Origin of the sequence: Devosia sp. SL43 (assembly GCF_021729885.1) — a bacterium.
GTDB lineage: Bacteria > Pseudomonadota > Alphaproteobacteria > Rhizobiales > Devosiaceae > Devosia.
In genome coordinates this window covers 490,033-514,098 of record NZ_CP063401.1, presented here as the reverse complement: position 1 = coordinate 514,098, position 24,066 = coordinate 490,033, and the positions used below count along the sequence as shown (strand labels likewise).

Below are 24,066 nucleotides of genomic sequence, written 5' to 3'. Positions count from 1 at the left end.
CCATGCTGATCGACAGCCATTGCCACCTCGATTTCGAGGCCTTGGCCAATGATATCGATGGGGTAATGGCGCGCGCGGCTGCAGCCGGCGTCACCGGAATGGTGACGATATCCACACATGTGGAAAAGTTCTCCACCTATGCCGCGCTCGCGGAACGCTTCGCGAACGTCTGGTGCTCGGTGGGGACGCATCCGCACCATGCCGATCAGGAACTCCATATCACAACGGATGATCTTGTCCGGCTAAGTGCCCATCCACGCTGCGTTGCTATCGGCGAAGCCGGGCTTGACTACTTCTACGACAACGCCCCGCGCGAGGCGCAGGCCACCGGCTTGCGCCGCCACATCGCGGCTGCCCGGATCACCGGTCTTCCACTGGTTATCCACAGCCGAAAATGCGACGACGACATGGCCGCCATCCTCAGGGAAGAAGCCGGGCAGGGGGCCTTCCCGTTTCTGCTGCATTGCTTCACCGCCGGGGCAGACCTGGCTCGCACGGCGCTCGACCTGGGCGGCTATATCTCGTTCTCCGGCATCATCACCTTCCGCAATGCCGAGGAAATCCGCGACGTCGCCAAATTCGTTCCGGCCGACCGCTATCTCGTTGAAACTGATGCACCTTATCTGGCGCCGATACCCCATCGCGGCGAATCCAATGAGCCCAGCTTCGTGCGCCATACGGCCGAGAAGGTCGCCGAGGTCCGCGGCATTAGCCTTGAGCAGCTGGGTGCCGAAACTACCGCCAATTTCGCCCGACTGTTCGCCAAGACTGGGCTGGCTTGAGTTATGCCCGCGGCCCAACGGATCATTGCGACCATCCTGGGCTGCGGTTCGTCCGGCGGCGTTCCGCGCATCGGCAACGTCTGGGGCGCCTGCGACCCCGATGAACCGCGCAACCGCCGCCGCCGCTGCGCGCTGCTGCTTGAGGGTTGGACCGAGGGCAGCGAGGCGCCGACGCGCATTGTCATAGACACCGGCTGCGACATTCGCGAGCAACTGCTCGATGCCCTTGTCGATCGCGTCGAGGCAGTGCTCTATACCCACGAGCATGCCGACCACACGCACGGGATAGACGACCTGCGGGTGCTCGCACTGCATAATCGCAAGCGGGTGGATGTGTATTTCTCGGCGCCCGCTGGCGCGCGTATCCGAGAAGCGTTCGGCTATTGCTTTGAGGCGCCCAAGGGCAGCGACTATCCGCCGATCCTCAACGCCCATGAAATCGACTCTGGTGATGTGCTCGAAATCGACGGGCCTGGCGGCAGCATCTCCGTCATGGTTTTCGAGCAGACGCATGGCAACATCACGTCGCTGGGGTTCCGCGTCGGCAATTTCGCCTATTCGTGTGATCTATCGGGGTTTCCTGAGGCCTCTTATTCAGCCATTTCGGGGCTGGATCTCTGGGTCATTGATGCGCTTCGGCCCACGCCACATCCGAGCCATCTGAGCCTGCCCGAGACGCTGGACTGGATCGAGCGGTTCGCGCCAAAGCAGGCGGTGCTGACCAATATGCATATCGACCTGGACTACCGGCAGGTCGAGGCCAAAACGCCGGATAGCGTGACGCCGGCTTTCGATGGCTTGCAGATCGACGTGCTGACCGGGACGATCCTCAATCGGTAGGCAACCAGCGTCCGGTGTCGGTCCGTGCCAGTCGCGGCGAGGCTAACGGCGCCACAATGCGTTCCTGCCAATGGGCCAGTCCGCTGCGCCATCGGCTGCCCTGCAGCATGGCCGCAACAACGGCCACGGGCTCAATGCCGGCCTTGTCCAGTAACGTCAGCACGGCGGCCATGGATGTGCCGGAACTGATCACGTCGTCGACTACGACCACCCGCCGTCCCGCGAGCAACGGCAGGGAGCGAGGATCAAGGAAGATCGTTTTCTGCTGATCGGGGCTGGTGATGGAGGAGATCGGGGCCGATAGGTCCTGGCGATACCAGAATTTGCGCGAAGTCCCGAGGGCGACCATGCGCCCATGGCCCAGCCGGCGCGCGACGTTGTTTGCCAGCGGCAGTCCCAGGGTCGGTACGCCGACGATCACCTCGGGTGCGAATGGCTGCAGCAATTGCGCCAGCGCACTCGCTAAATCGTCTTCCACTGCAAAGCTGGCTTGGTTGATGATGAGCGAGGCGACAGCCGACAGGCCATCGCCGGGGAGTTCGCGGATCGGCAGCAGGAGCTGCCGGCCGTCGGGCAGGGTGGCCGGGTAGCCATCGGCGAACCCTTCCGGTGGGGCAGTTTCGAACGTGCCAGGTGGCTCGATGATTTGCCAGAACTGGTGCGGTTCGAGGGGCAAAGGCTGCTCTTCCTTGGCTTTCGCCGGCAAATGAGGGATGCTGGCACGACTGGATTTTCAAGAGCTTAGCAACCGATGGCCCATGGCGACAACGATCCATTCGAGCTGGAGGCGATGATCGCACTGCGGCGTGATCTGCATGCCCATCCCGAGCTCGGCTTCGAGGAGCACAGGACCAGCGAGATTGTCGCCAGGCTTCTGGCCGAGGCGGGTATCGAGGTGCATCTGGGGCTCGGCAAGACCGGTGTCGTCGGCACGCTCAAGGTAGGTGACGGTAGCGGTCGCATCGCATTGCGGGCGGATATGGATGCGCTGGCCATGCCCGAACTCGGCGAGCCGGCCTACAAATCGACCACGCCGAACACCATGCATGCCTGCGGCCACGATGGTCATACCGTCATGCTGCTGGCCGCCGCGCGGCATCTGGCGCGGACGAAGCGGTTTTCCGGCACGGTGCATTTCATCTTCCAACCTGCCGAGGAAGGGCGCGGTGGCGCCAGGGCGATGATCGAAGATGGGTTCTTCGATCGCTTCCCAACGGACGCCGTCTATGGTCTGCACAATATGCCGGGTCTGGCGCCTGACGAAATGGCCGTGGTTGCCGGGCCGCAACTGGCATCGTCCGATAGCTGGGAGGTGACCTTTCATGGTGTCGGCACGCATGGCGCCAAGCCGCATCTGGGGCGTGACGCGATCACGGCGGCTGCCCAGTTCCTTGGCGCACTCCACACCATCGTTGCCCGCCGCGTCGATCCGCTGCAGCCGGCTGTCGTCAGCGCCTGCGCTATTGCTGCGGGCGATTTCCGGGCGCTCAACGTCATCCCTGATGATGTCCGCATCGGCGGCACGGCTCGTGCCTATTCAGCCGCCGTGCGGGATCAGCTCGAAGCCGAAATTGGCCTGCTGGCGACAGGCATCGCCGCCGCTTTCGGCATCAGCGCAAGTTATAGCTTTCAGCGCCGTATCCCGCCTGTGGTCAACGACACCACGGCCACGGCCGCCGCACTAGCAGCGGCACAGACCGCAACAGGTGGAGCCATCGTTACCGATTTTCCGCCATCCACGGCCGGGGACGACTTTGCCGAGTTCAGCAAGCGTGTGCCGGGCTGCTACGTCTGGCTAGGCAATGGTCCGGCTGTGGATGGCGCGCTGCATCACAATTCGCGCTACGACTTCAACGATGCCGCCATCATGACGGGTGCGCGTTGCTGGACGGCCCTGGTCGAGCAGCAGTTGCGCTAGCGGAAGCCGCTGGCCAGGAGGTCGAGTGCGCCATCCGCATCGACGCGCATGGCAATGGACACCGGCTGGCCAGTGGATCGCTCCAGCAAGGCACCGGCATCCGCACCGTCGCTGAGATCGACGGCCAGGCGACGCATTTCGATGTCAAACAATTCTGGCGCCAAGGCCAACAGCATGACGCAGGGGTCGTGCAGAGGGCGGCTCTGCTTGCCGTCCTGCATGTAGGCCAGCAGCAGATCGGCTGCCACGGTCCCGGCCTGCGTGACGCGCAGGGCCTCGACATAGGCAGCGCTAGCGCGGACCTTGCGTGTCACGTCGAGCGGGATGACCACGCACTTGATCGCGGCATGCAGCACGATTGCCGTCGCTTCGGGATCGGAGGCAAAATTGAACTCCGAGCCGGGGCCGGCGTTGCCCGGCTCATGGATGGTGCCGCCCATGCAGATAACCCGGCCGATCCGAGCGGCGGCCTCGGGATACTCGTTGATCAGCCGGCCGATATTGGTGAGCGGTCCCAGCGCCAGGATGTCGATGGAGCCACTCGGTGCATTCACCAGGGTCTCGGCGAGCCAGGCCACGGCGCCAGTGCGCGGCGGCGTCAGCGGCTCGGGGAAGGTGACGCCACGTAGGCCATCGCTGCCATGGATGACCAGGGCGTCTATATTGGTGCGCAGCATGGCCTCGCTGGAGCCCGAGATCACGGGGATGTCGCTGAGACTTAGTTGCGCCAGCAGCCCGCCGGCATTGCGCGTCGTCCGCTCGAGGCCGATGTTCCCAGCGACCGTAGTGATGCCGAGAACGTCGAAACGCCCGCTGTTCAACGCGAAGAGGATGGCGACCGCATCGTCGAGGCCGGGATCTGTGTCAATGACGACTCGTCTGTTCATGACGCGGAGCCAGCCCGATTTCGGCAGGTTTTACAAGCTGACGTCATGGGCCGCCCCTGTCGATCAGTTTCATTTCGGTCTGGAAGGCATGGGCGATCTGCATGGCGTCGCGCAAGACTTTCTTCGGCTCCAGCGTCTGCACGGTGCCATCGCGCTTCAACCAGCGGCCAGCGACGATGACATCGGTGACGTCGCTCGGGCTGGCGGCGAAGACCAGCATTGAATAGGGGTCGTAGATCGGGTGCAGGCGGGGCGCAACAAGGCTGACACGAATCAGGTCGGCCTGCTTGCCCGCTTCGAGCGAGCCGGTCTTGAGATTGAGGCTGAGAGCGCGCGCGCCTTCGATGGTTGCCATGCGGACCACGTCGATCGCCGGCAGCGGCTTGCGCGAGCCGCCAAGCAGCTTGGCAAACATCGAGACCGGGGCAAGCTGGCTGAACAGGTCGAGCGTGTTGCCGCTCATGGCGCCGTCGCTGCCAATGCCGACAGGCAGGCCGGCATTGCGCAGCTTATCGACCGGCGCGATGCCGCGGCCGGCCTTGCCGTTAGAGCGCGGGTTGGTGGCGACGCAGACCTGATGCTCGGACATCATGGTGATGTCGGCATCGTCAAGTTGGAGGCAATGGGCGCAAATGAGGTTTGGCTTGAGCAGGCCTGCATCGCGGGTCACGGCGACGGTGGATTTGCCGTGCGTCTCGCGCGCCCAGTTGACCTCCAGCGCGCTCTCCGCCAGATGCATCTGCACCGGTATGTCAGGATGGACATGCGACCAGTCGGCGACCCGCTCCATCACCTTGAGCCCGGTGGAGTAGGGGGCGTGCGGGGCGATGGACGGCGTCACCAGCGGGTGGGTGCCGAATTCGGATGCGAGTTGCTCGACACGGGCAAACCCCTCGTCGAAGCTCTTGTGGTCGGGTGGGTCGAAGTCGGCCAGTGTCTGGCCGACAATGCCGCGCAGGCCAGCCTGCGCTACGACATTGGCGACTTCGGTTTCGAAATAGTACATGTCCGCGACGGTGGTGACGCCGCCCTCGATCAGCTCCAGCGCGGCCAGGGCAGAGCCGATCCGGACCATCTCCGGCGTGACGAACTTGCGCTCCAGTGGCAGGATGTAGCGATAGAGGCGATCATCGATATCTTCGGCCAGGCCGCGGAACACCGACATGCCCATATGGCAGTGGGTATTGATCATGCCGGGCATGACGATATCGCCGCCACAGTCGATGAGCTCGGCACCGGAGACAGTGGGCGGTGCCCCGGAGCCGAGGGCGGTGATGGTTGTGCCGTCGATCTGCAGCCAGCCATTGGCGTGCTGGGTCATGGCGTCGTCGATGGTCAGCAGCCAGGCATTCGTCAGCAGCGTTGTCATTCCGGCGCGAGGATGGTGCATTGCTCGGGCACCGGCACGAGCTTGGCCAAGGTGCCGGGCTCCAGCGGCCGCGTGAGGGGGCCATTGGCCACCAGCGCACCGGCTGGCGTCTCTGTCTGGTATTGGTAGGCGCGGCCCAGATAAGTGCGAAGTCCCAGATTGGCTGGAACACCCTCCATGCCGGCATTGTCGGTCACGGCCAGGCCGTCGGCCCGGCAAGCCAGCACGAAACGGTCGGGGATGGTGCCAAACTGCTCAAGCGACAGCGTCAGCCTGACACCGCCTGCGGCTTCGGCGGTGATCTTCGCGCCATCGCGCGCCACCACGCTCATGGGGATCAGGTTCTCGAAGCCGACGAAGCGGGCGACGAAGGCGTTGGCGGGGCGCTGATAGAGCCGTTCCGGCGTGTCGAGCTGCATGATGCGGCCCTGATGCATGATGGCGACGCGATCGGAGATCGAGAACGCCTCTTCCTGGTCGTGCGTCACATAGACCGAGGTCGTGCCATTGGCGCGCTGCAGTTGTCGGATTTCGACGCGCATATCGATGCGCAGCTTGGCATCGAGGTTGGACAGGGGCTCGTCGAACATCAGCAGCGGCGGTTCGATGACCAGGGCACGGGCGAGGGCAACGCGTTGCTTCTGGCCACCGGACAGCGCGGCCGGCAGGCGATCAGCCAGTTGTGCAAGCCCGACGCGGTCGAGCATGGCACCGACACGCTTGGCCTTGGCGTCACCGGAAATGCCGCGCTGCTTGAGGCCAAAGCCGACATTGTCGGCCACCGACAGATGCGGGAACAGGGCATAATTCTGGAAGACGAGGCCGATGTCGCGCTGATGCGGCGGCAGGCGGGTCAGGTCGCGACCGCCAAGGGTGATGGTCCCCGATGTCGGTTGCAGGAAGCCGGCGACCAGGCGGAGGGTCGTGGTCTTGCCGCAGCCGCTGGCGCCGAGGAGCGAAACGAGTTCCCCCTCTGCGACGCTCAACGATAGCTTTTCCAGCACCTGGGTGGTGCCGTAGTGGGCAGTGATCTCGTGCAGTGTGAGAGCCTGGGTCATGGTTCTACTTGGCTAGGAAGGTCAGGCCGAGCGTGCGCTCGACAATGGCCATCACGGCCACGGTCAGGATCATCAGCAATACCGAGACCGATGCCACGGTGGGGTCGAAGAACTGCTCCATATGCGCCAGCAGCTGGATCGGCAGCGTGCTCAATCCCGGCCCAGTCAGGAAAATCGAGATCGACACGTCGTTGACCGAGGTGATGAACGCCAGGATGAAGGCAGCGATGACGCCGGAGCGCACGTTGGGCAGCAGGATCGTGAAAAACGTCTTGAGCGGTGGCGAACCAAGGCTGATCGCTGCTTCCTCGATGGAAAAGTCGAACGAGGCCAGCGAAGCGCCGATTACCCGCACCACATAGGGCAAAACCAAGAGTGCGTGACCGAACAGCAGCGCGATGTAGATCGGGCTGTTGAACTGAACAGCCAGGTTTTTCAGCAGCGAGAAGCCGAGTACGAGCTCCGGCACGAGGACGGGCAGTACGAATAGAGTCGAGAGCCAGCCGGGCAGCTGGATGCGGTAGCGGTTAAGGGCATAGGCGGCCGGGATGCCGATGATCAGGGCGATCGTGGTCGAGAGTAGCGCGATCTGCAAGCTGGTGAGGATCGTCCGACGGAAAGCATCGATCTGGAAGATGTTCTCGAACCAGCGCAGCGAAAGGCCCTGCGGCGGGAAGGTCAGGTAGGTTGTGTCGCTCAATGCGGCGCCGAGCACGATGATCAGCGGACCGACCAGGAACATGAAGACGAGAACGGTGCCTGCTATCAGCAGCGGATGGATCTGACGCGTCATTACGTGACCATCGGGTTGAGGCGGCGGGCGACGCGGGTCATCAGAAGCACGATGGCGATGGTGATCACGACCATGACAGCGGCAATGGTCGAGGCGGCGACCCAGTCGAAGGTAACCATGGCCTGCTGGTACATCAGGGTTCCCATCATCATCACCTGTTCGCCGCCTAGCAGCTGGGGCGTGGCGTAGGAGGTGAAGCTTCCGGTGAAGACCAGGACGGCGCCCACGATAAGGCCGGGTACGGCCAGCGGCAGGGTGACTTGCATGAAGGTGGCAATCGGCTTGGCGCCGAGTGAGGCGGAGGCCTGAATGAGGTCGTCGGGGATGGATTCGAGGACGCCGACGAGGGTCAGGATCATCAACGGCACGAAGAGGTAGACCATGGCGACGATAACGGCGCCCTGAGTGTAGAGCATGGTCAGCGGCTCGCCGATCAAGCCCAGGTTCAGCAACGTGGAATTGAGGATGCCGTTCTTGCCCAGGATGATGAGCCAGGCGAAGGAGCGCACCACGACGCCGGTCAGGAGCGGGAAAACGGCCGCAATGATGAGGATGGACTTGAGCCAGCCGGGCGCACGCGAAACAACGTAGGCGGTTAGGAAACCGACCACTAACGCAATGACCGTAGTGACGAGAGAAATCTGGATCGTCCGGAACAGGACGGTGCGGCGGAAGCTGCTGGCGAAGAACGCAGCATAGGTCGCAAAGGGACCGTCTGGCGTGGTGAAGGTGGTGACGATGGTCGCCAGGACCGGCAGGACGAGGAAAACCACGACCAGAACTGTCGCAGGGGAGGCCAGGGTCCAGCCGGCGAAGCGTTTCATGGAAATGGGCCTTGGACGTGAGAACGGCGGGGCAGCAATGGCAGCCCCGCCACGGCGGCTACATGCCGAAGATTTCGTTCCAGCGATCGACCCAGCCGCCCTTGGCGGCGTTCATCTGGACATAGTCGATACGTTGCAGCCCGGCGATGAGGTCGGCGCCATAGGTCCACAGGGCCGCTTGCTCCGGCGTCAGGGTGACAGACGTCACGACCGGCGCATCGACGCCCTGTTCGGCCAGTTGCTGCTGGATTTCCGGGGACAGGATGAAGTTGATGAACTCATACGCCAACTCAGGTTCGGCGGCGCCGACCGGGATGTTGACGGTGTTGAGTGTGGCGATCGAACCCTCGGCAAGGTCGGCCCAGACCACCGTTGGAACCGCAGCTTGAATCTGGCCAAGCGTGAAGTCCTGCGCGATGGCGGCGCTAACCTCGCCGGTCGAGAACAGGTTGATCATCTCAGAGCCGGTATTGTAGTTCTTGACCACATTCGGCTTGAGCGCATCGACCGCAGCAAAGGCCGCATCCGGATCGGCGAAAGCATCGACGCCGGCATGTTCGCCGGCCTTCATCACGACCATTGGACCGGCCGTAGTGGTGATGCCGGGCAGGGAGAGGGACGACGCGAGGTCCTCGCGCCACAGATCGTTCCATGAGGTGATCGGGGTCGTCACCTTGGCCGAGTCGTAGACGATGCCGACGCGACCGATGGTGTAGGCGGGGCCATATCCGCCTTGCGGATCCTTGGCTAGGTCGTAGATGCCGGCGAGGTTGGGCAGCTTGGACGGGTCGATTTTCTGGAACAGACCCGCCTCAATGCCCTGCTGGCTGAAGCTGTCGGAGAAATAGGCTACGTCCACGCCGGCGCCGTTGCGAATCTGGATTTTGTTCAGGCGCTCGCCATTATTGCCGGTTTCGAACACGATCTCGCAGCCGCATTGTGCGCGGAATGGCGCCAGCACGATCGCTTCGAGCTTTTCACCATTGAAGCCCCACCAGGAAATGGTCAGCGTCTTGCCTTGGGCAGAGGCCGGTACCGCCGACAGCAGGGCAGCGGCCGAAACCGCCAACACGGTAATGATGACATTCTTCATAGCAGCTTCCTTTGCGTCCACAGGTCCGAGTTACCGAAGCCTATTTTTGCGGCGATGCAACCGCAAGCCCAATCTTTAGGCTAAGTGACTGGTGGGCCGGTTTATTCGCCGGCTGTCAGTTCCTGGTGGGCACGTAGGCGATCGAGGCCGTGTAGAGGGCAACGAGCCGGTCGATCTTGGCTTCCTCGACCAGTGTGACCATTGGCGTGCCGAGACGACCCGAGGGGTCGACCACGGTCATGCCACGGGTGATGCCAGGAGCCAGTGCAACGTCGACCGATGCACGGATCGACTTGATGACGATGCCGGGTTCGATGACGATAGCGGCGGCCAGCGGGTCGACGAAGCGGAAGACGTCGCCGCCACCGTAGCTCTCGTTGGTGCGCCGCGCGTGGTGGGCCAGCGCTTCTGAGAACGCTTTCTCTGGGCCGCTGGAGATGTTGGCGAAGGCTTTGTCCACGTCGGCACCGCTCATATTGTGGGTGACGCAGGGCTCCCAGGGGGCGACGACAATCTCGATATCGGCGCTGAAGACGATCGCTGCGGCTTCGGGATCGGCATAGATATTGAACTCGGCTGCCGGTGTCGTGTTGCCGCGGCCATAGACGGTGCCGCCCATGATGGTGAGCTGACCGATGCCGTTGATGATGGACGGCTCCAGTCGTAAAGCCAGGGCCAGATTGGTCAGCGGCCCGATCATCAAGATATCGACCTTTTCGCCGCGATCGCCTGCTTCGCGGAAGGTCGTGCGCAGGAAGCCTATGGCGTCGTCGCTGGCTACGTCCGCGGTGTGGAGCGGACGCGGTGCCCCACCCAGGCCATCCTCGCCGTGGATATACTTGGCATCGATCACGGGCTGCGTCAGCGGACGGCCGGCGCCCTTGTGGACCGGAATGGTGGCACCGACGACGGCCAGGGTCGACAGGATATTGCGCGTGGCAGCGTCCAGCCCGACATTGCCGAAGACCGTGGTGATGGCGTCGGGCGCGCGGCCGCCGGCGATAAGCATCAGCAGCGCCTGAGCGTCATCGACGCCGCCGTCGGTATCCAGGATCAGTTTGGTCTTGGTCAATTGCATTACCTTTCGCACCGCTTCAATTGGAGATGGTATCTCATTGTACGGTATAGATTATTGTGCTTCGGTATCTTGTTCGCGCCGCTTGGAATGGGCACGGTCTCAAGACAAGATCGGATGAACGTGCAAAGCTGATAAATCGGTTTCAGCGCCAAACCAAGCCCTCCCTACGCATGGCTGTCAGGTGACGTCTTAGAAATGTTGTTCAACGCATTGTTTTATAAAACGCTTCAACAAACGCACTCCGTCGTCGGTGGGTGTTCAGAGTGAGAGAATTGCCTGACGATCTCATCATCAATGCCGCCGACGAGGTCCGCATCCGCCAGCATCTGGCGCTTGTGGCGCTGGGCAAGCGTCCGGCGACGCGCGCAGTCCGGGTCGGGCGTTTGCTCGATGTGAATGGTCGGCGCTGGCATAATGACCAGGAGATCGTGATCTCTGGGCGCCGCATCGCCTGGGTCGGCCCGGCGGGCAAGTATCCCGGCTCCGTTGATGAGCGGGTGGATCGGTCACATCTGGCGGCGGTGCCTGGCTTTGGCGAGGTGCACAAGCATATCGAGTCCAGCCACCTGACGCCTGAATGGGAGGCGGCGCTGGTGCTGCCACATGGCTGCACCTGGACCTGCGAGGCCAGCCACGAATTCTCCAACGTCAACGGGCCGAACAACCTCGAATTCTGGCTGACGGCACGGCTCGCCGGGTCGCCCATGAAGATATTCCCGCTGCCGGGTTCGGCCGTGCCGCCAACAGCCTATGAGTGGGGCGGGGGCCATTTCGGTTATGACGAGCAGCGCGAATTCCTGACTAGCCAGATGATGGTGGCTGGGCTCGATGAGGTCATGGATTGGCCGGCGGTGTGGAACCCGGACAATCCGTCCTACGAGCGGCTTTGGGGGATGATCCGGGCGACGTTCGAACAGCGCGGTGTGGTGGAGGGGCATGCGGCGGGCATGCGCGCCATCGACGATATCAATGCCTTTGCGGCGGCCGGCATGGCATCAGACCATGAAGCGTGGACGCCCGAGGAAGTGGCGGACAAGCTGCGGCGCGGACTGTTCATGGAGATACGTCCGCATTCGCTCAAGGAGATCGTGGGTGGGCTGCTGGCCAACGGTCAGGAGGACTGGAGCCAGTTCGCTCTCTGTACCGACGATCGGTCCTGCTCGGACACGATGAAGCTTGGGGCGACGGACCATAATGTCAGGTTGGCTATTGAGGCGGGCCTGTCGCCGGAAATCGCCATCCAACTGGTGACGATCAACCCGGCGCGGCATATGCGGCTGACGCCGTGGGTGGGCTCGATCGCACCGGGGCGTTTTACCGATCTGGTGCTGTTGGATGATGTCGCGAGCCTGTCGATCGCCGAGGTCTGGGCAGACGGCGAGCAGGTGTCGCGGGGCAGGGACTATGCCAAGCCGGTGCCAAAGATCGATTGGCCAAGCTGGGCGACGCAAACCGTCAGGATCGATCGGGAACTGGCGGCGGCCGACTTTGCGATCGCCGCGCCTGAAGGCCGGCATACAGTCAGCGCCGCGCTGCTGCGGCCGTTCCATTGGTCCGATGCGTTCATCACGACCGAGCTACCAGTGGTGGACGGTGTGGTGCAGCGCGACTCCGGCCGCAACATCACCAAGTTCGCTATCGTCGATCGGTTTTCGGGCGAGGGGAAAACGTCGCGGATGTTCTGGCTGGGGACCGGGCCCAGCACCGAGGATACGGCGCTGGCCTGCTCGATGGGCCATGACAAGCACAATATCTGGGTCGTCGGCTCGTCGGACGCGGCTATGGCCAAGGCGGTCAACGCGCTGCGTGAGACGCAGGGCGGCTGGGCATTAGTGACGCGCGGCAAACTGGTTGCGACTGTGCGCTACGAGGTCGGCGGGCTGATGACCTGCCGTCCGGCGCATGAACTGGATGCGGAGATGCAGACGCTCTATCGCGAAGGCGCGAGCGTAGAGTGGATGTATGAACCGACATTCTCGCCACGTTGGTGGCCGGGCTTTCCCGAGCGACTGGCCTTTGCCACCCTGACCTGCGCGCCATGGCGCTGGGTTCTGGTCGCGCCGTCGCCCCTGGCGCCCGAGGGGTTCGTCAACGTGGCGACGGGGGAGACGCATCCGGTGGTGTGGTAGTGCGCTTTGGTCCGAGGTTGCTCAGTCGATACCCTCTCCCTTGTGGGGAGGGATCAAGGGTGGGGGTGGCCACGCCCACCGAGCTCTCGGATCGGTCCCCCCTATCTCGCTTCCCTCCCCACAAGGGGAAGGGTGGACGACTGAGGCATCGGTGACGAAGTCGTCTATCGGCTACCGAAACGCCGGAATCACATGCCGGCCATAGCCCGCGATGATTTCTTCCTCGTCGCCGCTATCGAGGTAGATGTTGAACTGGGTGACGCCCGCTTCCTTGAGGGCGTGCATCTTGGCGATGTGGTCTTCCGGCTCCCCGAGGACGCAGAAGTTTTCGACCACGTCGGGCGTAATGAAATCGAGGAACGGGTTATCCGACTGGCCGTGCTTGGCATAGTCGTAGCCACGGCGCTTCTCGATGTAGCTGGTGAGGCTGGCTGGGACCTTGTCGCTGTCGGCGCCGTACTTTTCGACGATGTCGGCGACATGGTTGCCGACCATGGCTGGGAACCACTTGGTGGCTTCGATGGCGCGAGCCTTGTCGCCAAAATAGGCGGGGGCGGCGGCCATCGAGCGAAACTTTGACATGTCCTTGCCCGCTGCCTTGCCGGCGTCGATGCACTGGTCGGTGAACCACTTGCAGAGGCCGGGATCGGCAAGCTGCAGCACGACGCCGTCGGCGTGTTCGCCGGCGGTCTTGAGAGCCAGCGGGCCATAGGCTGCGATCCAGCTCGGCATCTCGTGGCCCACGGCCCATGGGAATTTCACGGCGGCGGGTATTTCGCCATAGGTCACTTCTTCTCCGCGTACCATCGCCTTGGTCTTGGCGATGAAATCGGCAACGCGGGCGAGCGTCGCGGGCTTCTTGCCCATGACGCGCATGGAGCTGTCGCCACGACCAACAGCCAGATCGAAGCGGCCGCCGCTCTGCTTTGAGAGGGAGCCGAAAATGGAGGCTGCGACGGACCAGTCGCGGACGTCTGGATTGGTCACCAGCGGGCCGAAGCGCATGTCGGTGGTGTGTTCCATGCACATGGCGATGGCAGCGTAGCAGTCGCGCCAAAGGATGTGGCTGTCGTAGAACCAGCAATAGCTGAAGCCGGCATATTCGGCGGCACGAACCAGGTAGCGTGCCCGTTCGGCTTCGATGAAACCCTTGAAGGTGATGCCGAATTCCATAGTGCCCTCCGCCTGCCGCGATCAGAAATTTGACCAGTCGATCAAAATTTTGAGTTGCCGCCGCTCGAATGTCAATCGCTATTCCGAGGGCAAGTCGTAGACGATCGTCGGGCGACCGGTCACGGGGTGGCGGAGCAGGGTAGCATCGACCTGGTAGACCGATCGCAGCAGGGCAGGGGTGAGCACCGTTTCCGGCGTTCCGGACGCGACCAGGCGGCCTTGATCGAGCACGACGAGCGTGTCGCAGAAGGCGGCCGCGAGGTTGAGATCGTGCAGCGCCAGGAGGACCGTGACGCCGGCCTGTGCCCGACGGCGCAGCAGACCCAGCACGGCCAGTTGCGCATGCACGTCCAGGTGATTGGTGGGTTCGTCCAGGATCAACAGACGCGGCTGCTGGGCCAGGGCGCGGGCGATCTGCAGGCGCTGTTGTTCGCCACCCGACAGCGTGTGGTAGGGACGCTCAGCGAAGCCAGACATGCCCACGGCATCAAGCGCTTCCTCCACCGCAGCAGCGTCAGCGGGGGAGGGGGCGGATTGCCAGACGGACTGGAAGGGGATGCGGCCAAGCGCGACCACTTCGCGGGCGGAAAGGCGCGCCTCGGTCGTGCCGCTCTGCTCGACAAAGGCAGCCATCCGGGCTCTGTCGCGACGGGGCATGCCGAGCAGGTCCGCATTGTCGAAGGTGATCGACCCCAGACTCAGCGGCACGAGGCCTAGGGCGGCGCGCATCAGCGTCGATTTGCCGGCGCCATTGGGGCCGATCAGTCCGGTCAGCGAACCGGCGGGCGCCGCAAGGCTGATGTCGTCGAGCAGGATTGTCGTGCCGATTTCGACCCTGATGCCCCGGACGGCCAATCCTGTGCTCATGTCATCCGCCGATAGCGCAGCAGGACGAGGAGAAAGATCGGGGCACCGAGTAAGGCGGTGATGATGCCGACTGGCAATTCGCGCGGCTCGAACAGGCTCCGCGCGGCTGTATCGGTCCAGATCATGAAACTGGCGCCCAGCAGCATAGAGACCGGCAGCAGAGTGCGATGGTGCGATCCGGTTGCGAGCCGCACAATATGGGGCACGATCAGGCCAACGAAGCCTATGGCACCGCCGATCGATACTAGCACGCCGGTCAGTAATGCCGTGGCGCCGAGCAGCAGCCAGCGCAGGCGCTCGACATCGATGCCCAGCGTGGCCGCGGCTGCATCACCAAAGGCGAACGCATCCAGCGACCGGCCACTCAACAACACCGGCAGGCCGATGATCAGAGTCGCGCCGAGGACGATCAGGGCGTCGACCCAGACCACGCCGCTGAGCGAGCCCATGAGCCAGCTCAGGATTTCGCGGTAGGAATCGCCGGTGGCGGACCAGAAGATGAGGAATGACGTCGCCGCGGCGGCCAAGGCCGAGATGGAGATGCCGGCCAGGATGGCGCGGGATGGCGTCGCTCCACCCAGCATGCTTGTGACCAGCAGGGTCAGCGCCATGGCGGCACCGGCGCCGAGGAAGGCGCCCAGCGGCATCAGCAGCGCGGCGCCTGATAGCAGGAACAGTACAGCGCCGAGTGATGCGCCCGAAGACAGGCCCAATAGATACGGATCGGCCAGTGGATTGCGCGTCATAGCCTGCATGACGGCGCCGCAGAGGGCCAGGCCGGCGCCGACGCCAGCCGCCACCAGCACGCGCGGCAGGCGCAGCTCCCAAATGATGGCGTCGCGCAGGCGGCTGACGGTTTTCTCGACGGGCAAACCGAGATGGTTGGCGATGGTCTGCCAGACTTCGGTTGGCGCAATGTCGGCAGGCCCGAACGTCACCGCCAGGACCAGGCTCGCAGCGAGCAACAGCCACAGGCCGGCACCAAGCAGCAATCGCGTGGGCCGGCCTGGTGCCATGGCTAGAAGCTGAGCGCGGCGAGTTGCGCGGCCATATCGGCCGTTGCGCCGACATTGCGGACGCCGGCTTCGGAGGCCGGGAATGGCAGGATGAGGTAGCGCTCGTTGACCACGGCGTTGAGCTGGCTGGTGATGGGGTTTTCGGCCAGCAGTTTCTTCTTCTGCTCGGCGGAATTCCAGGTGGCGTCGACCAGCACGATCACATCAGGATTGGCATCGACGACGGCTTCCCAGCTGGCTGCCACCCAGCCGTCGTCTACACCGGACATGATGTTGTTGAGGCCCAGCGCTTCCATGATCATGGCCGGAGCATTGCTGCCGGCGCCGACATAGGGTGCCTTGGTGCCGGATGAGTACCAGAGTGCCGTCAGGCCGCGCGTATCCGGCGCAATGGCGGCCAGTTCTGCCTTCTGCGCGGCGATGAGTGTATCGGCTGCGGTAGTGGCCTCAAAGATAAGGCCGACTTCGGCGATTTCGTCAAACAGCTCGTCGAAAGTCAACTTGGCCGGCTTGATCGAACGGCAGGCGGCCGGCGAGACGTAGGTGTTGACGCCCAGACCTGCCAGCGTCGCACGTTCCCCGGCGCCGTCGGCGGCGAAATTGCTTTCCCAGCCGCCATAGACGAAGTCGGGCTCGACTTCGAGCACCACTTCCTGCGAGGGCAGCTTGTCCGAAAGCACCTGGAGGTTGGCCGCTGTGGCGCTCCAAGGCTCCGGAGCCGGACCATCCTGGAAGGCGATACCGACAATCCTATCTTCCAGGCCCAACGCTAGCAGCATTTCGGTAGCGGTGGACTTTATAGTGACCACCCGCTTGGGTGCGGCGCCCAGATCAACGGTGAAGCCGCAATTGTCAAAAGCCAGTGGGTAGGCGGCCTGGGCGAAGGCCGCGCCGGACGATAGTGCCAGAAGCGCAAGGCCGGCGACGCTGGATGGGAGACGCATGGATCAATCCTGCTGTTGGGTGACGCGTTTTGGTGGGGTCTGGTCGCCGTCGCGCAATTCGGCAAGCGCGGCATCATAGCCGAGGCGGTAGGCTTCGGCTGAGCCAAAGCGGAACATGTCGTCATCCACCGAGCGCACCAACGTGCGGGCACCCGGGGCGTCGACTGTTGTCACCAGTCGCTCCAGGCCACGGACGACGGCCACCGGGATGCCGGAAGCCTTGCCCTTGACCAGGTCGGCGGCACCGGCCAGTTCGTCTGCCAGCACGGTTATCGTTACCTGCAGCGGGCGGCCATTGGCATCGACACCACCACGCAGGTCGTCGGTGACGATGATGCCGGCGGCGCCGATGGCGACGTCGGTCTGTCCGACTCGCCATGGCCGGCCCAGCGTATCGGTGACGACGATGCCAAGCTGCACGCCCAGCCGTTCGCGCAGGCCAGTACAGAGGGCACGCGCGGAGGCATCCGGATCCTCCGGCAACCGCAGCGCGATGCCGTCGGGCACGTTGGATGTGTCGATGCCAGCGGCCGCCATGATCAGCCCCTGGCGCGTCTCGACGATCTGGGTCACGCCGCCCGGATGCACGCGTTCGGCGACGACGCGCACGGTATCGGCGGCAATGGCCTTTTCCCGATCGGCGGCGGGCACCTGCCGACCTTCGGCCTTGGACACGATCTTGCTGGTAACGACCAGAATATCGCCGTCACGCAGGGCCAACTCGGGATCGTCAGTGGCCTGGGCGGCAACAGCATCGGCAATCAGGCCGATGAGATCATCACCCGCATCGATCTCCGGCAGCCCTGTTACGCCCCAGACGGTGTATCTCGGTATCGACATGATGAATTTCCGCGTGGGGCAGGGGCCGTCTACAGTGCTCGCAGCCGGGGCAGGATGTCCCGAGCGTAGAGCTGCAGAAACCGGCTCTGGTCGTCACCTGGCGCGTGGAACACCAGGTGGTCGAAACCGTAGTCGATATAGGTTTTGATCGCGGCCACATGCTCGTCGGGGTCGCTTGAGACGATCCAGCGCTTGGCAATGCGCTCGATCGGCAATTGCGCGGCCAGCCGCTCCATTTCCTCAGGGTCTTCCACCGAGTGCTTTTCTTCGGCCGAAAGCGACAGAGCGGCCCAGCCGCGCGTATTGTTGAGTGCGGCTTCGGGGTCGGTGTCGAAGGATACCTTGACCTCGATCATGCGCTCGAACGGCTTGTCGGACCGGTCGGACTCGGCGCGACCGATATCCACATTGGGCAGCAGCTGGTCGACATAGAGCTCGGCGCCTTTACCCGACGTGCAAATGAAGCCATCGCCGGCGCGGCCGGCATATTTGGCGTTGAGCGGTCCGCCGGCAGCCAGATAGATCGGGACCATCTCGTCGGGCTTGTCGTAGATGGTCGCGTTCTGCGTCTTGTAGAACTCGCCGTCGAAAGTGACGCGCTCTTCGCTCCATAGCTTGCGGATCAGCGTCACGGCCTCACGCAGACGGGCGGAACGCTCCTTGAGCTCGGGCCAGACCATACCGGTGGATGGAACCTCGTTGAGCGATTCGCCGGTACCGACGCCCAGGATCACACGGCCGGGAAACATGGCGCCAAGCGTGCCGAAAGCATGGGCGACGACGGATGGATGCAGGCGAAAGGTTGGCGTCAGCACGGACGTGCCGAGAACAACGCGTTCCGTCTTGGCAAGTACGGCAGCCATCCATGCAGGCGCAAACGGCGCGTGGCCGTCTGTATGCTTCCACGGCTGGAAATGATCGCTGACAAACACCGAATCGAAGCCGGCTTGCTCGGCCTCGACGGCGAAATTGAGCAGTTTGGTGGGGGCGAACTGTTCGGCCGAAGCCTTGTATCCGAAGCGCACGGCCATTCTCCCAAATGCTCAGTGGCATTGACGTACTTTTGACCAAATGGTCAAAATTGTCCATCGGATTCGTGCATGATGCGCATGCCGGGTTGAGGTGGCTGCCGTCTGCGGCTATCTGGAGCCACCGCGTCGGCGGTCAAGCGGGATAGATAGGGCGTATTGCGGCATGAATCCACAGTTTCTCGTCACCCATTCCGGTGGCTTCCATGCCGACGAACTGCTGTCGAGCGTTGTCCTGACGCGGCTGTTCCCGCAGGCGAAGATCGTGCGCAGCCGGGCGCCGGAGTGGATTATGCCCGCCGCGGACCGCATCATCTACGATGTCGGTGGCGCCTATGACGCCGAAGCGCGAATCTTCGACCATCATCAGCGTGGCGCGCCGCTGCGTGAAGATGGGCAGCCTTACAGCTCGTTTGGCTTGATCTGGAAGCACTATGGTCGCGACTATCTGGCGGTAGCTGGTGTTCCGACGCCTCATATCGAGGACGTGCATGCATCGTTCGACAGCAACTTCGTGCTGCCCATCGACCTCGTGGACAATGGTGCACTCAGCCCGTCCGGTCCATTGGCTGGGCTGTCATTGTCGTCGCTGCTCGAAACGCTGAAGCCTGACTTTGATGACGTCGCTCCGGACGCGGACGACCGCGCATTTCAGGCCGCGCTGGCGGTAGCACGCAGTTTCGTCGAGGCCGGCGTCGGTCGTCGGGCTGCCAAGCTTCGCGCCGAGTCGGTCGTGCGGCGGGCTATTGAAGTAACCGGGCAGGGTCGCGTGCTGGAACTGCCGATGGGCATGCCGTTCCGTCCGGCCATCCAGAAGGCCGGTGCCGATCATCTGCTGTTCGTCGTGCATCCGCGGGACAAGGATTGGTGCCTGACCACGATCCGCACATCGGATGACGGCTTCGATGTGCGCGCCGATCTGCCGGCAAGCTGGGCCGGCCTGACGGGTCCCGAACTCGAAAAGGTCAGCGGCGTGGCTGGTGCCAGCTTCTGCCACAACGGCCGGTTCGTTGCCGCCGCCAAGACGCGCGAAGCGGCGATCGCGATGGCCGATATCGCAGTGGCCGAGGCGACAGCCGGCCGATAAATGCGAAAACCCAGGCATTCCTTGGGATTCTGTATCCAAAATAGTTCCATAATATATATTATGCGAATGGTGGAATGCTGTGTGGATCGGCTACGGCGCGGGAAAAACGCCGCCTCCTCTCTATCGGCGCCAGCCGATTGCGATAGAGTTCCGGCACCAATTCGCGGAGCCTTGCCTTGACCGATACTGTCCTTGACCGCTTCCTTCGCTATGTCGTCATTGACACCCAGTCCGATCCAGAGTCGGCAAGCCAGCCGTCGACGGAAAAGCAGAAGAACCTTGGTCGCTTGCTGGTGTCGGAGCTTTTGGAGATCGGCGTTGCCGATGCGCATCTGGACGAGCATGGCTACGTCTATGGCACCGTGCCGTCCAATTCGGACAAAGCGGTGCCGGTCATCTGCTTCTGCTCGCATATGGATACGGCGCCGGATTCTTCCGGGCTGAACGTCAAGCCACAGATCGTGCGGAATTATGCCGGTGGCGACATCACGCTGGTTGGCGATACGACGCGGGTAATCCGGGTCAGCGACCATGTCGAGCTCGCGAACCAGTTTGGCAATGAGATCGTCACGACTGATGGGACCACCCTGCTCGGCGCAGACGACAAGGCCGGGTTGGCTGAAATCGTGAGTGCTGCCAAATATTTGATCGACAATCCGGACATCCGGCACGGCACGATCAAGCTGCTGTTCACGCCAGACGAAGAAATCGGGCGCGGCGTCGACAAGGTGGACCTGAGCAAGCTCGGCGCACAGTTCGGATATACCGTGGATGGTGAAACTGCGGGCGATGTTGAGGACGAAACATTCTCGGCAGACGGCGTCGAGATCAGCCTAACCGGCGTTGCGATGCATCCGGGCTTTGCCCTGGGCCGCATGGAGAACGCAGCCAAGATCGCCGGGACGATACTGAGCCGCCTGCCCAGTGACATGGGGCCCGAGACGACGTCGGGGCGTCAGGGATTCATCCATCCGGTGGGTGTCAGTGGGTCGATGGAGAAGGCCAGTCTGAGCTTCATCATTCGCGATTTCGACACTGCCGGGCTCGTCGAGAAGGAAGCCTTGCTCGAAGCCATCGTGCGCGAGGTGATGCAGGAGTTTCCGCGCTCGTCCTATCAGTTCACGGTCAAGGAACAGTATCGCAATATGAAGCAGGTGCTCGACAAGCACCCGGAGATCGTGGCCAACGCCGAGGAAGCGATCCGTCGGGCGGGCATGGAGCCGAAGCGCGGCAGCATTCGTGGTGGCACCGACGGTTCGCGCCTGTCGTTCATGGGACTGCCCTGCCCCAATATCTTCGCCGGTGGCCACGCCTTCCACTCGCCGCTGGAATGGATCAGCCGCCAAGACATGGAAAAGGCGGTCAAGACGCTGGTCGAGCTTGCGCGCGTCTGGGAAGAGCGAGCGTAGCCATGCAACCCTCTCGCGATATTTCCCGGCTGATCGAAATCATGGCCGCCCTGCGCAATCCGGTCGGCGGCTGTCCGTGGGATCTGGAGCAGGACTTCTCTTCCATTCGCCACTACACGATCGAGGAAGCCTATGAGGTGTCCGACGCGATCGAGCGTGGCGACATGGGCGACCTGCGCGAGGAGTTGGGCGATCTGCTGTTGCAGCCGATCTACCACGCGCAGATGGCCCAGGAGGCCGGGCATTTCGATATCGGCGACGTGATCTACGGCATCACCGAAAAGCTCATCCGCCGGCATCCGCATGTGTTCGGCGAGCAGGCCGCGCGCGACGCGGAAATGGCCAAGGGCCGCTGGGAGGCCATCAAGGTCGAAGAGCGTGCCGCCAAGGCCGCCCGCAAGGGCGAGACGACGCCGTCGATCCTTGACGACGTCCCCAATGTTCTCCCTGCCCTCGCCCGCGCTGAAAAGCTCACCAAACGCGCCGCCAAGGTCGGGTTCGACTGGCCGGACTTTGCCGCGGTGAAAGCCAAGGTCGAGGAGGAACTGGCCGAAGTCGCCGAGGCCCAGGCGAGCGGCAATCAGGCGGCTACACATGAGGAAATCGGGGATCTACTCTTCGCCATCGCCAATCTCGCCCGCAAGGCCGGTGTCGATGCCGAAGGTGCGCTTCGGGACGCCAATTTCAAGTTCACCCGCCGGTTCCACTATGTCGAAGAGCGCTGCCGAGAGGATGGGATCGAGCCCAAGGATGCCGGTTTGGAGCGGCTGGATGGGTATTGGAACGAAATCCGGGCCGCGGATAAGCAACCTGGTACGGTCTCAATTCGGTCGGCAGAGCCAAACGATGTTGGCAGCATCTTTCATGTCAGAACCTCGGTCACTGAAAATGTTCTGACAGTCACTCAACTTGCCGGGTTTGGCATAACGAAAGCGTCGATTACCGAGATGATCTTGAGCGCTCCGTGTGCCTGGGTGGCGGTGGATGCCGAGAAAGTCGTTGGCTTTTCGATGATTGACGTCGACGAAGCATCGCTTTTTGCCGCGTTCGTATTGCCCTCCTACGAGGGAAAGGGACTCGGCAGGAAGCTCGTCCAAGCGGCTGAGGATGCACTGTTTGCCCGCCATCAGGTCGCATGGCTCAAGACAGGCAAGACAACACGTGCGGCAGGTTTCTATCGCCACCTTGGTTGGGGCAATGAAACGGATGTCGACGGTACTGAAATTCGGCTCGAGAAATCGCGTCCTTGATGGAAGCGCTCAAGCTTCCGACAATTCGATCCGGCCGTTGAAGCGTTCGAGGAAGGCTGCCTTGTGCCGCGGATCGATCCGCACCACGAAACCCGAGCCCTGCTCATTGGGTTCATCCCGCGAGATGATTTCCGAATGTGAATGCAGCCAGCCGATATCGGCGCCGGCCGTGTGCGGTACATGCACGTGGTAGGTGCGGCTCTTCTCGCCGAGTGCCTTCTCGATGGCCAGCTTGAGGTCGTCGAGCCCCTGCCCCGTCACCGCCGAAACCGGTACTATACCGGCGACCTTGCCGGTCGGACTGATGACGGCGAGCAAGTCCGCGATCGGCAGACCTTCTGGCGCGAGCAGGTCGACCTTGTTCCAGACCTCGATGATCGGTGTCTTTTCAGCCGAAACACCGAGATCGCCCAGCACCTTCATCACATCGAGCGCCTGTGCCAGATGGTCTGGGTTGGCGATGTCGCGTGCGTGCAGGATCACGTCGGCGTCCAGCACCTCTTCAAGAGTGGCACGGAAGGCGGCGACCAGGTCAGTCGGGAGGTCAGCGACGAAACCGACGGTGTCGCTCAGCATGATCTCGCGGCCATGCGGCAGTTCCATCTTTCGCACGGTGGTGTCGAGCGTGGCAAATAGCAGGTCCTTGGCGAAGACCTCCGAGCCGGTCAACGCATTGAACAGGCTCGACTTGCCGGCATTGGTATAGCCGACAAGTGCCACGACCGGCGTGCCGCTGCGCTGGCTGCGCTGCTGGGCGCGGGTCTTCTTGACCTTATCCAGCCGGTCTTCGAGCAAGACGATGCGGTCGGTGATCTGGCGACGGTCGCTTTCGATCTGGGTTTCGCCGGGGCCGCCCATAAAGCCATAGCCACCGCTGCCGCGCTGGCGCTCCAGGTGGGTCCAGGAGCGGACCAGCCGGCCTTTCTGGTAGTTGAGATGGGCCAGCTCGACCTGCAACACGCCTTCGCGGGTTGCGGCGCGCTCGCCAAAGATCTCAAGGATCAGCCCGGTGCGATCGAGCACCTTTGCGCCGGTTTCCTTTTCGATATTGCGCTGCTGAATCGCTGTCAGGGATGCATCGATGACCAGCAGGTCGATATCCTCAGCCTTCACCCGCTTGGCCAGCGTTTCGGTATGGCCGCCGCCGATGAAGGTGGCCGGCTTGACTTCGCGGACCTTGATGACTTCGGAGAAGGCGATGTCGAGGTGGATCGCCCCGGCCAATCCTTCGAATTCGGACTTGCGGGACTCGATCGAGTGCTGGGACATCAGCCCGCGCACGTCGGGCACGACCAGACCCACGCGGGTCTGATGCTGCTGGTGATCCACAAATGCCTGCGGGCCGCCCTTGTGGACGGCCTCGTCGTCGTCGAAATCGCTCATATGGTCTCGTTAGTCGCTGTCGTTGCTATGCTCAGGATCGAACAGCTGGATTGGTGCGCCAGGCATGATGGTCGAGATGGCGTGTTTATACACCAGCTGTGACTGTGCATCGCGACGCAACAGCAGACAGAAATTGTCGAACCAGGTGATCACGCCCTGCAGTTTCACACCATTCACGAGAAAGATTGTGACTGGCACCTTCTGCTTGCGAACGTGATTGAGAAAGGAGTCCTGAAGGTTTTGTTGCTTTTCGTTCGCCATTTAGGCCTCTTCTTCGCGGCATTGCTTGTCGCTGTTT

At 62.9% G+C, this 24,066-nt stretch carries 23 protein-coding genes; 7 read left to right on the top strand and 16 right to left on the bottom strand.

The features are described 5' to 3' along the window. Positions 1–2 precede the first annotated feature (2 nt). Together IM737_RS02525 and IM737_RS02520 are read left to right on the top strand one after the other, a co-directional pair. A complete protein-coding gene (locus tag IM737_RS02525) occupies positions 3–782 on the top strand; it encodes a TatD family hydrolase (protein ID WP_236898061.1) in 780 nt (259 codons plus the stop codon). Between the two features lie 3 nt (positions 783–785). Continuing rightward, a complete protein-coding gene (locus tag IM737_RS02520) occupies positions 786–1,622 on the top strand; it encodes an MBL fold metallo-hydrolase (protein ID WP_236898060.1) in 837 nt (278 codons plus the stop codon). On the opposite strand, the gene IM737_RS02515 is transcribed toward IM737_RS02520, so the two are convergent. Continuing rightward, positions 1,612–2,328, bottom strand: coding sequence for a phosphoribosyltransferase (locus IM737_RS02515; protein ID WP_236898058.1), 717 nt, complete (start codon positions 2,326–2,328; stop codon positions 1,612–1,614). The genes IM737_RS02520 and IM737_RS02515 overlap by 11 nt on opposite strands. A 45-nt stretch (positions 2,329–2,373) precedes the next feature. Between IM737_RS02515 and IM737_RS02510 the strand changes: the two genes are divergently transcribed. Continuing rightward, on the top strand, positions 2,374–3,540 hold the full coding sequence (locus IM737_RS02510; RefSeq protein WP_236898056.1) for a M20 aminoacylase family protein: 1,167 nt from the start codon (positions 2,374–2,376) through the stop codon (positions 3,538–3,540). Here the strand turns inward: IM737_RS02510 and IM737_RS02505 are convergent. The 7 genes from IM737_RS02505 to IM737_RS02475 all read right to left on the bottom strand — a co-directional run bounded on the left by IM737_RS02505 (position 3,537) and on the right by IM737_RS02475 (position 10,636). Continuing rightward, positions 3,537–4,427: a nucleoside hydrolase gene (locus IM737_RS02505; protein WP_236898055.1), complete on the bottom strand. Its 891-nt coding sequence runs from the start codon at positions 4,425–4,427 to the stop codon at positions 3,537–3,539. The genes IM737_RS02510 and IM737_RS02505 overlap by 4 nt on opposite strands. 43 nt (positions 4,428–4,470) lie before the next feature. Continuing rightward, the gene (locus IM737_RS02500) at positions 4,471–5,817 is read right to left on the bottom strand and encodes an amidohydrolase family protein (protein WP_236898054.1); all 1,347 of its coding nucleotides are present in this window, start codon (positions 5,815–5,817) and stop codon (positions 4,471–4,473) included. Continuing rightward, positions 5,793–6,854: an ABC transporter ATP-binding protein gene (locus IM737_RS02495; protein ID WP_236898053.1), complete on the bottom strand. Its 1,062-nt coding sequence runs from the start codon at positions 6,852–6,854 to the stop codon at positions 5,793–5,795. Before IM737_RS02495 ends, IM737_RS02500 begins: the two co-directional genes overlap by 25 nt. A 4-nt stretch (positions 6,855–6,858) precedes the next feature. Then, positions 6,859–7,647 carry an ABC transporter permease gene (locus IM737_RS02490; protein WP_236898052.1) on the bottom strand — a complete coding sequence of 263 codons (789 nt, stop codon included), beginning with the start codon at positions 7,645–7,647 and terminating at the stop codon, positions 6,859–6,861. Then, positions 7,647–8,471 carry an ABC transporter permease gene (locus IM737_RS02485; RefSeq protein WP_236898051.1) on the bottom strand — a complete coding sequence of 275 codons (825 nt, stop codon included), beginning with the start codon at positions 8,469–8,471 and terminating at the stop codon, positions 7,647–7,649. Before IM737_RS02485 ends, IM737_RS02490 begins: the two co-directional genes overlap by 1 nt. A gap of 58 nt (positions 8,472–8,529) precedes the next feature. Continuing rightward, positions 8,530–9,564, bottom strand: coding sequence for an ABC transporter substrate-binding protein (locus tag IM737_RS02480; protein ID WP_236898050.1), 1,035 nt, complete (start codon positions 9,562–9,564; stop codon positions 8,530–8,532). A gap of 115 nt (positions 9,565–9,679) precedes the next feature. Continuing rightward, positions 9,680–10,636 carry a nucleoside hydrolase gene (locus IM737_RS02475; RefSeq protein WP_236898048.1) on the bottom strand — a complete coding sequence of 319 codons (957 nt, stop codon included), beginning with the start codon at positions 10,634–10,636 and terminating at the stop codon, positions 9,680–9,682. Between the two features lie 278 nt (positions 10,637–10,914). On the opposite strand from IM737_RS02475, the gene IM737_RS02470 reads away from it, so the two are divergent. Continuing rightward, positions 10,915–12,771, top strand: a complete 1,857-nt coding sequence (locus tag IM737_RS02470; protein ID WP_442874162.1) for an adenine deaminase — start codon at positions 10,915–10,917, stop codon at positions 12,769–12,771. Positions 12,772–12,942: 171 nt separating this feature from the next. Here the strand turns inward: IM737_RS02470 and IM737_RS02465 are convergent, their stop codons facing one another. The 6 genes from IM737_RS02465 to fgd form a co-directional block, all read right to left on the bottom strand. Further along, positions 12,943–13,944: a TIGR03842 family LLM class F420-dependent oxidoreductase gene (locus tag IM737_RS02465; RefSeq protein WP_236898045.1), complete on the bottom strand. Its 1,002-nt coding sequence runs from the start codon at positions 13,942–13,944 to the stop codon at positions 12,943–12,945. A 78-nt stretch (positions 13,945–14,022) separates the two neighbouring features. Beyond that, positions 14,023–14,811, bottom strand: coding sequence for an ABC transporter ATP-binding protein (locus IM737_RS02460; protein ID WP_236898044.1), 789 nt, complete (start codon positions 14,809–14,811; stop codon positions 14,023–14,025). Next, on the bottom strand, positions 14,808–15,827 hold the full coding sequence (locus IM737_RS02455; protein WP_236898043.1) for a putative F420-0 ABC transporter permease subunit: 1,020 nt from the start codon (positions 15,825–15,827) through the stop codon (positions 14,808–14,810). The genes IM737_RS02460 and IM737_RS02455 overlap by 4 nt, the downstream gene beginning before the upstream one ends. 2 nt (positions 15,828–15,829) lie before the next feature. Further along, positions 15,830–16,771, bottom strand: a complete 942-nt coding sequence (locus tag IM737_RS02450; RefSeq protein WP_236898042.1) for a putative F420-0 ABC transporter substrate-binding protein — start codon at positions 16,769–16,771, stop codon at positions 15,830–15,832. Between the two features lie 3 nt (positions 16,772–16,774). Beyond that, a complete protein-coding gene (gene cofE, locus IM737_RS02445) occupies positions 16,775–17,611 on the bottom strand; it encodes a coenzyme F420-0:L-glutamate ligase (protein ID WP_236898040.1) in 837 nt (278 codons plus the stop codon). A gap of 29 nt (positions 17,612–17,640) precedes the next feature. Then, positions 17,641–18,636 (bottom strand): glucose-6-phosphate dehydrogenase (coenzyme-F420), encoded by a 996-nt coding sequence (gene fgd, locus IM737_RS02440; RefSeq protein ID WP_236898038.1) that lies wholly within the window; start codon positions 18,634–18,636, stop codon positions 17,641–17,643. A 169-nt stretch (positions 18,637–18,805) separates the two neighbouring features. Here fgd and IM737_RS02435 point away from each other — a divergent pair, with 169 nt between their 5' ends. From IM737_RS02435 to mazG, 3 genes are all read left to right on the top strand, one after another. Then, the gene (locus IM737_RS02435; RefSeq protein WP_236898036.1) at positions 18,806–19,726 is read left to right on the top strand and encodes an MYG1 family protein; all 921 of its coding nucleotides are present in this window, start codon (positions 18,806–18,808) and stop codon (positions 19,724–19,726) included. A 176-nt stretch (positions 19,727–19,902) separates the two neighbouring features. Beyond that, positions 19,903–21,135, top strand: coding sequence for a peptidase T (gene pepT, locus IM737_RS02430; RefSeq protein ID WP_236898034.1), 1,233 nt, complete (start codon positions 19,903–19,905; stop codon positions 21,133–21,135). A gap of 41 nt (positions 21,136–21,176) precedes the next feature. Then, complete coding sequence (gene mazG / locus IM737_RS21000) at positions 21,177–22,385, top strand: nucleoside triphosphate pyrophosphohydrolase (RefSeq protein WP_336886228.1); 1,209 nt, start codon at positions 21,177–21,179, stop codon at positions 22,383–22,385. 9 nt (positions 22,386–22,394) lie between these two features. Here the strand turns inward: mazG and hflX are convergent, their stop codons facing one another. Then, the gene (gene hflX / locus IM737_RS02415) at positions 22,395–23,768 is read right to left on the bottom strand and encodes a GTPase HflX (RefSeq protein WP_236898032.1); all 1,374 of its coding nucleotides are present in this window, start codon (positions 23,766–23,768) and stop codon (positions 22,395–22,397) included. 9 nt (positions 23,769–23,777) lie between these two features. Continuing rightward, the gene (gene hfq / locus IM737_RS02410; protein WP_236898031.1) at positions 23,778–24,029 is read right to left on the bottom strand and encodes an RNA chaperone Hfq; all 252 of its coding nucleotides are present in this window, start codon (positions 24,027–24,029) and stop codon (positions 23,778–23,780) included. Positions 24,030–24,066: the final 37 nt, after the last annotated feature.

Coding starts and splice junctions, on each gene's coding strand:
- IM737_RS02435 (WP_236898036.1), top strand. CDS start 18,806: ATGAATCCACAGTTTCTCGTCACCCATTCCGGTGGCTTCCATGCCGAC.
- IM737_RS02500 (WP_236898054.1), bottom strand. CDS start 5,817: ATGCACCATCCTCGCGCCGGAATGACAACGCTGCTGACGAATGCCTGG.
- IM737_RS02510 (WP_236898056.1), top strand. CDS start 2,374: ATGGCCCATGGCGACAACGATCCATTCGAGCTGGAGGCGATGATCGCA.
- IM737_RS02495 (WP_236898053.1), bottom strand. CDS start 6,854: ATGACCCAGGCTCTCACACTGCACGAGATCACTGCCCACTACGGCACC.
- hflX (WP_236898032.1), bottom strand. CDS start 23,768: ATGAGCGATTTCGACGACGACGAGGCCGTCCACAAGGGCGGCCCGCAG.
- cofE (WP_236898040.1), bottom strand. CDS start 17,611: ATGTCGATACCGAGATACACCGTCTGGGGCGTAACAGGGCTGCCGGAG.
- mazG (WP_336886228.1), top strand. CDS start 21,177: ATGGCCGCCCTGCGCAATCCGGTCGGCGGCTGTCCGTGGGATCTGGAG.
- IM737_RS02450 (WP_236898042.1), bottom strand. CDS start 16,771: ATGCGTCTCCCATCCAGCGTCGCCGGCCTTGCGCTTCTGGCACTATCG.
- IM737_RS02525 (WP_236898061.1), top strand. CDS start 3: ATGCTGATCGACAGCCATTGCCACCTCGATTTCGAGGCCTTGGCCAAT.
- IM737_RS02520 (WP_236898060.1), top strand. CDS start 786: ATGCCCGCGGCCCAACGGATCATTGCGACCATCCTGGGCTGCGGTTCG.
- IM737_RS02460 (WP_236898044.1), bottom strand. CDS start 14,811: ATGAGCACAGGATTGGCCGTCCGGGGCATCAGGGTCGAAATCGGCACG.
- IM737_RS02505 (WP_236898055.1), bottom strand. CDS start 4,427: ATGAACAGACGAGTCGTCATTGACACAGATCCCGGCCTCGACGATGCG.
- IM737_RS02480 (WP_236898050.1), bottom strand. CDS start 9,564: ATGAAGAATGTCATCATTACCGTGTTGGCGGTTTCGGCCGCTGCCCTG.
- IM737_RS02490 (WP_236898052.1), bottom strand. CDS start 7,647: ATGACGCGTCAGATCCATCCGCTGCTGATAGCAGGCACCGTTCTCGTC.
- IM737_RS02465 (WP_236898045.1), bottom strand. CDS start 13,944: ATGGAATTCGGCATCACCTTCAAGGGTTTCATCGAAGCCGAACGGGCA.
- hfq (WP_236898031.1), bottom strand. CDS start 24,029: ATGGCGAACGAAAAGCAACAAAACCTTCAGGACTCCTTTCTCAATCAC.
- IM737_RS02485 (WP_236898051.1), bottom strand. CDS start 8,471: ATGAAACGCTTCGCCGGCTGGACCCTGGCCTCCCCTGCGACAGTTCTG.
- IM737_RS02455 (WP_236898043.1), bottom strand. CDS start 15,827: ATGGCACCAGGCCGGCCCACGCGATTGCTGCTTGGTGCCGGCCTGTGG.